Annotated in this window: 10 protein-coding genes; 5 read left to right on the top strand and 5 right to left on the bottom strand. The window is 70.1% G+C overall.

Annotation, left to right across the window (positions count from 1 at the left end; translation table 11 throughout):
• The 3 genes from dnaX to cysD all read right to left on the bottom strand — a co-directional run.
• On the bottom strand, positions 1–1,176 hold a 1,176-nt coding region (gene dnaX / locus C665_RS14920), incomplete at its 3' end, for a DNA polymerase III subunit gamma/tau (RefSeq protein WP_004320139.1).
• A gap of 58 nt (positions 1,177–1,234) precedes the next feature.
• Positions 1,235–3,154, bottom strand: coding sequence for a sulfate adenylyltransferase subunit CysN (cysN, locus tag C665_RS14925; protein WP_004320142.1), 1,920 nt, complete (start codon positions 3,152–3,154; stop codon positions 1,235–1,237).
• Positions 3,155–4,072: a sulfate adenylyltransferase subunit CysD gene (gene cysD / locus C665_RS14930; protein WP_004320144.1), complete on the bottom strand. Its 918-nt coding sequence runs from the start codon at positions 4,070–4,072 to the stop codon at positions 3,155–3,157.
• A gap of 194 nt (positions 4,073–4,266) precedes the next feature.
• Here cysD and cysQ point away from each other — a divergent pair, with 194 nt between their 5' ends.
• Positions 4,267–5,037 carry a 3'(2'),5'-bisphosphate nucleotidase CysQ gene (gene cysQ / locus C665_RS14935; RefSeq protein WP_004320146.1) on the top strand — a complete coding sequence of 257 codons (771 nt, stop codon included), beginning with the start codon at positions 4,267–4,269 and terminating at the stop codon, positions 5,035–5,037.
• A 14-nt stretch (positions 5,038–5,051) separates the two neighbouring features.
• Positions 5,052–6,788: an SLC13 family permease gene (locus C665_RS14940; RefSeq protein ID WP_004320148.1), complete on the top strand. Its 1,737-nt coding sequence runs from the start codon at positions 5,052–5,054 to the stop codon at positions 6,786–6,788.
• Between the two features lie 15 nt (positions 6,789–6,803).
• Here the strand turns inward: C665_RS14940 and C665_RS14945 are convergent, their stop codons facing one another.
• Positions 6,804–7,070, bottom strand: coding sequence for an acyl carrier protein (locus C665_RS14945; protein WP_004320151.1), 267 nt, complete (start codon positions 7,068–7,070; stop codon positions 6,804–6,806).
• Between the two features lie 111 nt (positions 7,071–7,181).
• Between C665_RS14945 and C665_RS14950 the strand changes: the two genes are divergently transcribed.
• On the top strand, positions 7,182–8,774 hold the full coding sequence (locus C665_RS14950; protein ID WP_004320153.1) for an acyl-CoA ligase (AMP-forming), exosortase A system-associated: 1,593 nt from the start codon (positions 7,182–7,184) through the stop codon (positions 8,772–8,774).
• Positions 8,771–10,018 carry a pyridoxal-dependent decarboxylase, exosortase A system-associated gene (locus tag C665_RS14955; protein WP_004320156.1) on the top strand — a complete coding sequence of 416 codons (1,248 nt, stop codon included), beginning with the start codon at positions 8,771–8,773 and terminating at the stop codon, positions 10,016–10,018. The genes C665_RS14950 and C665_RS14955 overlap by 4 nt, the downstream gene beginning before the upstream one ends.
• A 14-nt stretch (positions 10,019–10,032) precedes the next feature.
• Here C665_RS14955 and C665_RS14960 read toward each other — a convergent pair whose 3' ends face one another.
• Entirely contained in the window at positions 10,033–10,551 is a 519-nt protein-coding gene (locus C665_RS14960) for a hypothetical protein (protein ID WP_004320158.1), read from the bottom strand.
• Positions 10,552–10,691: 140 nt separating this feature from the next.
• On the opposite strand from C665_RS14960, the gene C665_RS14965 reads away from it, so the two are divergent.
• Positions 10,692–12,227: VanZ family protein (locus C665_RS14965; RefSeq protein WP_004320161.1), on the top strand; the 1,536-nt coding region annotated here is incomplete at its 3' end.

The following is a 12,227-nucleotide window of genomic DNA, read 5'->3' on the forward strand; positions in this document are numbered from 1 at the left end:
GGACTCCGCCGGGCCGCCGGCCGCCAGTGCAGGCGCGCGCGCGCGCCCCGCATCCGGCCCGGATGGCACGCCCGGCCCGCCAAGCGCAGCAGGCTGCTCCGGGCGGAACGCATGCAGGCGCAGCAGGGTCATCGTGAAGCCTGTGTAGTCGTCCGGCGCCAGCGGCAGCTCGTCGCGGCCGTGGACGGCGACCTGGTAGGCGAGCTGGAGGAACTCGGCGTCGAAGCGCTCGACGTAGCCGAGGATGCGCGCGCGCTCGAGCTCGTCGGCGATCGCCGCAGGTGCGTACTGGGCGAGCGCGACGCGATGCACCAGCGTGGCCAGCGCCTGCAGTGCGGCGTTGAAGGACAGGCTCCTCGCCTCCATGCCGTCGGCCACCGCGAGCAGCGCGGGCACGTCGCCCGCGGCGAGCGCGTCGAGCACCGCGTAGAGGTGGTCGTCCCCCACCGTGCCGAGCATGTGGCTGACCTGCTCCTCTTCCACCCGGCCCGCGCCATGCGCGATCGCCTGGTCGAGCAGCGACAGCGCGTCGCGCATCGAGCCCGACGCCGCCTTGGCGAGGTGACGCAGCGCGCCCGGCTCGAACGCCACCTCCTCGGCCTGCAGGATGCGCGTCAGGTGATCGACGATATGGCCCTGCGGCATCTGCTTGAGGTTGAACTGCAGGCAGCGCGACAGCACCGTGACCGGGATCTTCTGGGGGTCGGTGGTGGCGAGGATGAATTTCACATGCTCCGGCGGCTCCTCGAGCGTCTTCAACATGGCGTTGAAGGCGTGCCCGGTGAGCATGTGCACTTCGTCGATCATGTAGACCTTGAAGCGCCCCTGCACCGGCGCATACACCGCCTTGTCGAGCAGCGCGGCCATCTCCTCGACGCCGCGGTTCGAAGCCGCATCCATCTCGACGTAGTCGGGGAAGCGGTCGGCATCGATCGCGCGGCAGGCGTCGCAAATGCCGCAGGGCTCGGCGGTGATGCCGGTCTCGCAGTTGAGTGCCTTGGCGAGGATGCGGCTGATGGTGGTCTTGCCCACGCCGCGCGTGCCGGTGAACAGCCAGGCGTGGTGCAGCCGCCCGGTGGCGAGCGCGTGCGTCAGCGCACGCACGACGTGCTCCTGACCGACCAGCGTGCCGAAGGATTTCGGCCGCCACTTGCGTGCGAGGACCTGATAGCTCATGGCGGGCGATTCTAGCAGAGCGGCGGGCGGCGACCCGCGCGCTCGACGGGACGCAGGTTCAGCCCCCCGGCGTCCGGCTCAGCATGCCGCGCTCGCCCAGCCAGGCAAGCACCGCATCGGCCGCGGCCTCCAGGTCGAGGCGGGTGGTATCGAGGCGCAGTTCGGGGTCCTCCGGCGCCTCGTAAGGCGAATCGATGCCGGTGAAGTTCTTCAGCTCGCCGCGCCGGGCCTTCTTGTACAGGCCCTTGGGATCGCGCGCCTCGGCCACCTCCAGCGGAGTGTCGACGAAGACCTCGACGAACTCGCCCTCCTCCACCAGGCCGCGCGCCATGCGGCGCTCGGAGCGGAAAGGCGAGATGAAGGCGGTGAGCACGATCAGGCCTGCATCGACCATCAGCTTCGCGACCTCGGCGACGCGACGGATGTTCTCCACGCGATCGGCGTCGGTGAAGCCGAGGTCCTTGTTGAGGCCATGGCGCACATTGTCGCCGTCGAGCAGGTAGGTGTGGTGGCCGAGCGCGTGCAGTTTCTTCTCGACCAGGTTGGCGATCGAGGACTTCCCTGCGCCGGACAGGCCGGTGAACCACAGCACGCAGCCGCGCTGGTTCTTCAGCGCGGCACGCGCGCGCTTGTCCACATCGACGTGCTGCAGGTGGATGTTGTGCGCGCGACGCAGCGCGAAGTGCAACAGGCCGGCGCCGACGGTGTTGTTGGAGAGGCGGTCGATCAGGATGAAGCCGCCGGTGTCGCGGTTGATCCGGTAGGGATCGAAGGCGATCGGCCGATCCAGGCTCAGGTTGCACACGCCGATCGCGTTGAGCTCGAGCCGCTTGGCGGCGACGTGCTCGAGGGTGTTCACATTCACCTGGTACTTGATCTCGGTGATCGTCGCGCTGACCGTGCGCGCGCCGATCTTGAGCAGGTAAGGGCGGCCGGCGAGCATGGGCTCGTCGTGCATCCACACCACCGTGCACTCGAACTGGTCGGCGACCTCGGCCGGCGCCTCGACGGTCGAGATGACGTCGCCGCGCGAGATGTCGATCTCGTCGGCGAGGGTCAGCGTGACCGACTGCCCGGCCACGGCCCGGTCGAGATCGCCGTCGCGGGTCACGATGCGCGCCACCGTGCTCTCGCGCCCCGAGGGCTGTACGCGCACACGATCGCCCGGGCGGATGGTGCCGCCGGCGATGGAGCCGGCAAAGCCGCGGAAATCCAGGTTGGGGCGATTGACCCACTGCACCGGCAGGCGGAAGGGCGCGCGCTGCATCAGGCCGTCATCGACCTCCACCGTCTCGAGGTAGCCCATCAGCGTGGTGCCGTGGTACCAGGGCATCGCAGCGCTCGGAGAGGTGATGTTGTCGCCCCTGAAGGCCGACATCGGGATGAAGGTCACCTGCTCGATGCCGAGCTGGCGGGAGAAGGCGGTGTAGTCCTCGACGATGCGGCGGAACACGCCCTCGGCGTAATCGACCAGGTCCATCTTGTTGATCGCCACCACGATGTGGCGGATGCCGATGAGGTTCACCAGGTAGCTGTGACGCCGCGTCTGGGTGAGGATGCCCTTGCGCGCATCGACCATCAGGATGGCCGCGTCGGCCGTCGAGGCGCCGGTGACCATGTTGCGGGTGTATTGCTCGTGGCCGGGGGTGTCGGCGACGATGAACTTGCGCTTGTCGGTGGAGAAGAAGCGATACGCCACGTCGATCGTGATGCCCTGCTCGCGCTCGGCGGCCAGGCCGTCGACCAGCAGCGCGAAGTCGATCGCCTCGCCCTGGGTGCCGTACTTCTTCGAGTCGGCCTCGACCGCGGCGAGCTGGTCCTCGAAGAGCATCTTCGACTCGTAGAGCAGGCGCCCGATCAGCGTGCTCTTGCCGTCGTCCACGCTGCCGCAGGTGATGAAGCGCAGCAGGCTCTTGTTCTCGTGCGCCCTGAGGTACTGCTCGATGTCGGTCGCGATCAGGTCGGAAACGTGTGCCATTTAGAAATAGCCCTCCTGCTTTTTCTTTTCCATCGAGGCGGCCGAGTCGTGGTCGATCACCCGCCCCTGGCGCTCCGAGGTCCTGGCCAGCAGCATCTCCTGGATGATCGCCGGCAGGGTGTCGGCCTCGGACTCGATCGCGCCGGTGAGCGGATAGCAGCCCAGAGTGCGGAAGCGCACCTTCTTCATCATCGGCACCTCGCCCGGGCGCAGCGGCATGCGCTCGTCGTCGACCATGATCAGCGTGCCGTCGCGCTCGACCACCGGGCGCACCGCGGCGTAGTAGAGCGGCACGATGGGGATGTTCTCGAGGTAGATGTACTGCCAGATGTCGAGCTCGGTCCAGTTCGACAGGGGGAACACGCGGATCGACTCGCCCTTGTGCTTCCTCGCGTTGTAGAGCTTCCACAGCTCGGGGCGCTGGTTCTTCGGGTCCCAGCGGTGCTGCGCGGTGCGGAAGGAGAACACGCGCTCCTTGGCGCGCGATTTCTCCTCGTCGCGGCGCGCGCCGCCGAAGGCCACGTCGAAGCCGTACTGGTCGAGCGCCTGCTTGAGGCCCTCGGTCTTCATGATGTCGGTGTGGATCGCCGAGCCGTGGGTAAAGGGGTTGATGTCCTTCTCCACGCCCTCGGGGTTGATGTGCACCAGCAGGTCCATGCCGGTCTCGCCCGCCATGCGGTCGCGAAAGCTGTACATGTCGCGGAACTTCCAGCGCGTATCGACGTGCAGCAGCGGAAAGGGCGGCACCGCCGGATGGAAGGCCTTCAGGGCCAGGTGCAGCATCACCGCGCTGTCCTTGCCGATGGAGTAGAGCATCACCGGGTTGTCGGCCTCGGCGACGACCTCGCGCAGGATGTGGATGCTCTCGGCTTCGAGGCGCTGGAGGTGGGTCAGGCTGGTCGTAGGCACGCTGGTCATGGGCGACGGGATGCGAAGGGACAAGGCATGAATGATGAGGCCGCGCGCCGTCGCGCGCAGCGTCTTCGAAGATCGGCGGGCGGAACTATTTCTCGCGGTGCGACATTCTGCACCCGAATCCACCTCTAGACGGGGCTCTCGCCACGCCCGCCCGGGTACACTTGCGGCGTCGACCACTCCCCCGGAGCCCGCTGATGGACACCGCAACCGCCTCACGGCTCCTCGAAGCCCTGCTCCCGATCGTGCGCGCGGCCGGCGCGCTGGTGATGGACATCTACCGCAGCGACTTCGCGGTGCGCGGCAAGGACGACGCCTCGCCGGTAACCGAGGCCGACGAGCGCGCCGAGGCGCTCATCGTCCCCGCCCTCGAGGCCTTGCTGCCCGGCGTGCCGGTGGTGGCCGAAGAGGCCGTCGCGGCGGGCCGCCTGCCCGCACTCGGGCGCCGCTTCTGGCTGGTCGATCCCCTCGACGGCACCAAGGAGTTCATCGGCCGCAACGGCGAGTTCACCGTCAACATCGCCCTCGTCGAGGATGGCGAGCCGGTCCTCGGCACCGTCTTCGCACCCGCGCTCGAGCGCCTCTTCCTCGGCGCGGGCGGGGTCGGCGCCTTCGTCGAGCAGGACGGCCGTCGCCGCCCGATCCGCTGCCGCACCGTCCCGCCCGCCGGCCTCACCGTGGTGGCCAGCCGCTCGCACGGCGACGCGGCCGCGCTCGACGCCTTCCTCGACGGGCGCAAGGTGGCCGCGCTCACCAACGCCGGCTCCTCGCTCAAGCTGTGCCTGGTCGCGGCGGGCGAGGCCGATCGCTATCCGCGCCTCGGCCGCACCATGGAATGGGACATCGCCGCCGGCCATGCGGTGCTGACCGCCGCCGGCGGCCGCGTGCAAACCCTGGCGGGGGCGCCGCTGCGCTACGGCAAGCCGGGGCTGGACAACCCCCACTTCGTCGCCAGCGGACTGGACTGAGCCCGGGCGTGCCGATGACGACCGCCCACCTCGTCCTCGCCTCGATCGCGCTGCTGCTAGCGCTGCTGGCCCACGGCCGCGTCGGCCCGGCGGTGCTGTTCGCGGCCTGGGCGGGCGGCTACCACCTGCTCGGCCTCGCCAGCCAGCAGGAACTGCTGGCGAGCTTCTCCAACCCCGCGCTCGCCACCCTGATCCTGCTGCTGCTGGTCTCGCTCGCGCTCGAACGCTCGCCGCTGCTCGACCATCTGTCGGAACTCCTGCTCAAGGGCCGCGTCGGGCTGGCGACCCTGCGCCTGTCCGTCTTCGCCTGCCTGATCTCGGCGTTCATGAACAACACCGCGGTGGTGGGCGCGCTGCTGGGCACGGTCACCTCGCAACGCCGACACCCCGCCTCGAAGCTGCTGATCCCGCTCTCCTACGCCTCCATCCTCGGCGGCATCACCACACTGGTCGGCACCTCGACCAACCTGGTGGTGAACTCCTTCGTCATCGACGCGGGCCTGCCGCCGCTGCAGATGTTCCAGTTCGCCTGGGTAGGGATTCCGGTCGCGCTCGCCTGCATCGGGGTGATGGCACTGAGCTCGCGACTGCTGCCCGCGAACGCCTCGAGCGAGGCCGAGGCACGCTCGACCTACTTCCTCGAGGCGCGCGTGGCTGCGGGCTCGCCGATGATCGGACGCAGCATCGAAACCAACCGCCTGCGCAACCTCGAGGGCCTGTTCCTGCTCGAGATCGAGCGCGAGGGCCGGCTGATCTCGCCGGTCGGCCCGGCCGAGATCCTGCACACCGGCGACGTGCTGGTGTTCACCGGCGAGGTGGCGCGAGTGCAGACCCTGCAGCGCTTCCCCGGGCTGGAGGTGTTCGGCGCGGGCGCCGACGCGCTGCTCAAGTCCAACCTGGTCGAGGTGGTGCTCGCGAGCAGCTCGGACCTGGCCAACCGCACCCTGCGCGAGGTCGACTTCCGCACCATGTTCGATGCCGGGGTGGTCGGCATCCGCCGCGGCGACCGGCGCCTGACCGGCCAGCTCGGACGCATCCCGCTGCGCGTCGGCGACAGCCTGCTGCTGGCCGCGGGCCCGGACTTCCTGCAGCACCGCAACCTCGACCGCAACTTCCACATCCTCAACGGCTCGGGTCTGCGCCCCAAGCTCGGCCGCATGCAAAGCGTCGCGGCGCTGTCGGGCTTCGCACTCGTGATCCTGGTCGCCGCCCTGGGCTGGCTGCCCCTGTTCGGCGGCCTGCTCGTGCTGCTCGCCGCCCTGCTCGGCAGCGGCCTGCTGACCCTGGGCGAGCTGCGCCGGCGCTTTCCCTTCGAACTGCTGGTGGTGATCGGCTCCGCGCTGGCGATCGCCGGCGTGGTCGAGCGTTCGGGCGCGGCGGAGCTGGTCGCGGGCTGGATGCGGGCGATCTTCGACGGGCACGGCGTCCATGCCGCGCTCGCGGGTGTCTACCTGATCACGCTGACGCTCACCGAGGTGATCACCAACACCGCCGCCGCCGCGCTCGCCTTCCCGATCGCGCTCGGCACCGCGCGCGCGTTCGGGGTCGATCCGATGCCCTTCGTGATGGTGGTGGCCTACGGCGCGAGCGCCGGCTTCCTGATCCCCTTCGGCTACCAGACCCACCTGATGGTGTATTCGGCCGGCCGCTACCGCATGCGGGATTTCCTGCGCGCCGGACTGCCGGTGAGCCTCACCTACTCGGCGCTGGTGCTGCTGCTGGTGCCGCTGGTGTTTCCGCTCCACCGCTGAGCACGGCGCACGGAATCAGCCGGGCTGGCGAGCACTCAGGCGGGTGACGAACTCGACCACGGTACCGACCGTGGCGAAGGAGTTGCCATCGACCTCGTCGTCCGGCACCTCGATGCCGAAACGCGCCTCGATCTCCTGGATGACGGCGATCACCGCCATCGAATCGAGCTCGGGCAGATCTCCCAGCAAGGGCGTGTCTGCGGCGAATGCGAGCGCGCGACCGTCCAGGCTCAGCACCTCGTCCAGCAGCGACAGCACTTCCTTCAGAATCTGTTCGGACATCACTTCTCCATGACGGAAGCGGGTCACGACGCGCATCCACGCCGCCCGCCCCGCAAAACGCGCGCATTATACTTGCCAGCCCGTTCCTGTCTGCACCGATAAGCGAAGCCGATGCACGCCAAACACCTGCTCCACCACCTCGTCGAGTCCGCGGCCGCACGCGATCCCGCACGCATCGCCGTGGTTGCCGGCGACCGGCAGCTGCGCTACCAGGAGCTCGAGGCCGCGCTCCACGCTTTCGCCGGCGGCCTGGCCGGGCTGGGCCTCGCCCGCGCCGAGCGCGTCGGGATCTATCTCGACAAGCGCCCCGAGTTCGTCGCCGCCGCCTTCGGCACCAGCGCCGCGGGCGGCGTCTTCGTGCCGATCAACCCCGTGCTCAAGGCCGCGCAGGTCGGCCACATCCTGCGCGACTGCGCGGTCCGCGTCCTCGTCACCACCGCAGAACGCCTCGCCGCGCTCGGCGACGCGCTCGACCACTGCCACGATCTGCGCCACGTGGTGCTGGTGGGCGCAGACGGCGCGACCACCCGTTCCGTCGCCGTGCATTCCTGGCAGGCCCTGCTCGCCGCCCCGGCACGCGCCGGGCATCGCGTCATCGACGCCGACATGGCGGCGATCCTGTACACCTCGGGCAGCACCGGGCGACCGAAGGGCGTGGTGTTGTCCCACCGCAACATGATGGCGGGGGCGCGCAGCGTGGCGCACTACCTCGGCAACCACCCCGACGACACCCTGCTCGCCGCCCTGCCGCTGTCCTTCGACGCCGGGCTGTCGCAGCTCACCACCGCCTTCCAGGCCGGCGCCCGCGTCGTGCTGCTCAACTGGCTGCTGCCGCGCGACGTGCTCAAGGCGATCGAGCGCGAACGCGTGAGCGGGCTGACCGCGGTGCCGCCGCTGTGGATCCAGCTCGCGCAATTGCCCTGGGCCGCGGATACCGACGAGCACCTGCGCTACATCGCCAACACCGGCGGGCGCATGCCGGGCGAGGTCCTCGCCCGCCTGCGCGCGCAGCTCCCGAAGACCCGCCCCTTCCTGATGTACGGCCTCACCGAGGCCTTCCGCGCGACCTACCTGCCGCCCGAGGAGCTCGACCGCCGCCCCGACTCGATCGGCAAGGCCATCCCCGACGCCGAGGTGCTGGTGCTGCGCGAGGACGGCAGCGAATGCGCGCCCAACGAGCCGGGCGAGCTCGTGCAGCGCGGCGCCTTGGTGGCGATGGGCTACTGGAACGACCCCGAGCGCAGCGCCGAGCGCTTCCGCCCGCTGCCCGCCGCCGCCCCCGGCCGCGAACCCGGCCTGGTGCTGCCCGAGATCGCGGTGTTCTCCGGCGACACGGTGCGCCGCGACGAGGACGGCTACCTCTACTTCATCGGCCGTCGCGACGAGATGATCAAGACCTCGGGCTACCGCGTCAGCCCCACCGAGATCGAGGAGATCCTCTACGCCACCGGCCTGGTCGGCGAATGCGCGGCCTTCGGCGTCGCACACGCGAGCCTCGGCCAGAGCATCGTCGCGGTCGTCACCCCGCCCGCCGGCGCCACGCTCGACACTGCCGCACTGCTGGCGGAGTGCCGCAGCCGCATGCCGGCCTACATGGTGCCGGCGCGCTTCGAGCCGCGCAGCGGCGCGCTGCCGCGCAACGCCAACGGCAAGATCGACCGCAAGGCGCTCGCCGACGCCCTCGCCGCCGGAGAGCCCGCATGAACGCCCCCGCCCGCAGCCTGCCCACGCACGCGCCGCAGACCGTGTTCGCGATCGCCGACGGCGAACTCCAGATCGCTGGCCAGCCACTCTCCCGGCTCGCCGCGCGTGTCGGGCGGACGCCCTTCTACGCCTACGATCGCGGCGCGATCGCACGCCGGGTGGCCGAGCTGCGCGCGGCACTGCCGCCCGCCATCGAGCTGCACTACGCGATGAAGGCCAACCCGATGCCGGCGCTGGTGGGCCACCTGGCGCGCCTGGTCGACGGCATCGACGTCGCCTCCGCCGGCGAGCTGCAGGTCGCGCTCGACGCCGGCGCCGACCCCCAGCACGTCAGCTTCGCCGGTCCCGGCAAGCGCGACACCGAGCTGCGCCAGGCGGTGGCCGCCGGCATCCTGGTCAATGTGGAATCCTTCCGCGAGATCGCGCCGCTGGCCGAGGCCGCGGCCGCGCTCGGCGTGCCGGCGCGGGTCGCAGTACGGGTGAATCCGGACTTCGAGCTCAAGTCCTCGGGCATGAAGATGGGCGGCGGCCCCAAGCCCTTCGGCGTGGACGCCGAGCAGGTACCCGGCTTGCTCGCCGAGATCAGCCGCGCCGGGCTCGCCTTCGAGGGCTTCCACCTCTTCGCCGGCTCGCAGAACCTCAAGGCCGAGGCCATCGTCGAGGCCCAGCGCAAGAGCTTCGAACTCGCCCTGCGCCTGGCCGCGCACGCCCCCGCCCCGGTGCGCACGCTGAACCTCGGCGGCGGCTTCGGCATCCCGTACTTCCCCGGCGAACAGGCGCTCGACCTGACGCCGATCGCCGCCGGCCTCGCCGACATCGTCGCCGAGGCCGCACAAGCCCTGCCCGAGGCCAGGATCGTGCTGGAACTCGGCCGCTACCTGGTCGGCGAGGCCGGCGTGTATGTGTGCCGGATCACCGACATCAAGGTCTCGCGCGGCCACACCTATCTCGTCACCGACGGCGGCCTGCACCACCACTTGTCGGCGAGCGGCAACTTCGGCCAGGTGATCCGCAAGAACTACCCGGTTGCGATCGGCAATCGCATGGACGCTCCACCTGCCGGCGAGCCGGCATCGGTGGTCGGCCCACTCTGCACTCCGCTCGACGTGATCGCCGATCGAATGCCGCTACCGGCCGCGCAGATCGGCGACCTCATCGTGGTGTTCCAGTCCGGCGCCTATGGCGCGAGCGCGAGCCCGCAGGCCTTCCTCGGCCACCCGCAAGTGGTCGAGATCCTCGCCTGAGGGCCACAAGGCGTTCAGCGCTGGCCGGCCGCCACGCCCCTGTTCGTCCGCGGCTGCTCCGTGTTCGTGCTCCGACCCTGGAAGACCATGGTCGTGGCGCCCCCCGCGACACAACCGTTTCCCGAGTCGTCCTGCAGGCTCGCGACCTCGCTGCCACCCTTGCAGATGCTGTAGGCACCGAGGCCGTTGCCGTGAACGGTGTGGGAAAAAGGCCCGGAGGAGCCGCTCGCATCGAGGTAGGAATACTCCACGGCATCCCCGACGATCCTCCAGTTGCCGACGTCCTTGCTCGGGTCCACGCTGTCCCTCAAGCCGCGCTTGAAATCACGCAAGGTGCCGGACGCCAGATGCAGCTCCTGATATTTCCAGCCCCACTCCGGACGCTCATCCGCCGCACATGCGTAGCGACCGGGCAACAGGAGGGCCAGCTGGTCCCCGGTCACCTGCGTATCACCACATCCGGCGAACGCGACACCCGGCGCCGCGACACCCGACAGCAGAACCAGACCGGCAAAAAGGAAAGAAGGCTTCATGTTCGCACCCGGCGCAATCGAAACGATGGAGGAAGCGGCGGGCAGACAGAACCGGACCACCGCGGGCTTTGATTAAACATAGCAGCTCGGCGCACACCGTACGACAATCGGGGCTCGCTCCCGCAGGAAATATTTCTCCGATGCACGATTCCTACGGCCCCCCCGCGGCGCAAGCACCTCGCAGCTACCTCCCGATCGCCCTGCTGTGGGCGCTTTTCATCGCCTACGGCAGCCTGGTGCCCCTCGAGTTCCGCCCTCGCGCCGACGCCTGGCAGGCATTCATGGACACGCCCTGGCTGTCGCTCGGGGTCGGTTCGCGCGCCGACTGGGTGGCGAACGTGCTGCTTTACCTGGTGCTGGCCTGGTTCGCTACCGGGGCGGTGTGGACCAGCCGCCTCTCCGCCTGGGTGCGCACGCCGCTGCTCGTCGGCGTGCTCGGCACCATCCTCGCCCTCGCGGTGGGAATCGAATACCTGCAGCTGTTCTTCCCGCCGCGAACGGTGTCGCGCAACGACCTGCTCGCAGAGGCGCTCGGCACCGGCATCGGCACGCTGCTCTGGTTCGCGGCCGGCCCTCGCCTCGCGGCGATGTGGCGGCGTTTCATCGACGGCGGCACGCACAGCCTGCGCGCCGTGCTGGGTCTGTACGCACTGGGCTACCTCGGGCTCGCGCTGTTTCCCTACGACTTCCTGGTGAGCATGGACGAGCTCGCCGCCAAGCTCGCCCGCCCCGACAGCCTCGGGTGGTTGCCCGGCCTGTCCTGCGGACCCGCATTCGCCTGCGGCATCAAGCTGCTGGTCGAGGCCGTCCTGATGATTCCCTTCGGCATCCTGCTCGCGCTCGGTGTGCGCGACCACGCCGCGCGGCGCCCCCCGGGGATGGCGGCCGGTCTCGCCGCGGGCGCCCTCGCCGGCGTGGCGATCGAGGCGGTGCAGGTGGTGCTCGCGTCCGGAACGACACAGGGCATCTCGGTGCTCACCCGCGCGCTCGGCACCCTGTGGGGACTCGTACTCGCGCGTAGCGGAATACGGCGCTGGCTGGAGTACTCGCCACAACGCCTGCTGCGCGCGGCGCTGTGGCTCTCGTCCGTCTGGCTCGCCCTGGTGCTGGCGACGAACGGCTTGCTGCCGCTGCGGCTCCAGGCCTCCTGGGCTGCGCTGGAAAAACTCGAGACGCTGCGCTTCCTGCCCTTCTACTACCACTACTACAGCACCGAGACGGCCGCCGTGCGCAGCCTGCTCTTCGTGGCGGGAAGCTTCGCACCGGTGGGGGTGGTCGCCGCCCTCGCCTTTCCGCACCATCGCTTCGGCGCCAGCCTGCTCGCGCTGCTGGTCGCCGCCCTCGTCGCGGCGGCGGTCGAGCTGCTCAAGCTGTTCACCGAGGGCAAGCATCCCGACCCCACCAACCTGTTGATCGCGGTCGCGGCCGCCTGGCTCGCGCACCGCCTCGTCGCGCACCTGCTGCCGATCCTGCACCACCACGGCACGCGCACGACACCCCCGACGTCCGCTGCGCAGCCCCGGCGCAGAGTCGCGACGCTGCTCGCCGTGGGTGTGGCGCCGGCGGCGCTGCTGCTCGCCACGGTGCTGCTCGGCCTGCCGCTGGCCGAGCCGCCCGCCGTGGGGGCGTCCGCGCCCACGTACCCGCCTCCTTCGGCCCTGCCACCGGCCGACATC

This window comes from Thauera aminoaromatica S2 (assembly GCF_000310185.1).
Taxonomy (GTDB): domain Bacteria; phylum Pseudomonadota; class Gammaproteobacteria; order Burkholderiales; family Rhodocyclaceae; genus Thauera; species Thauera aminoaromatica.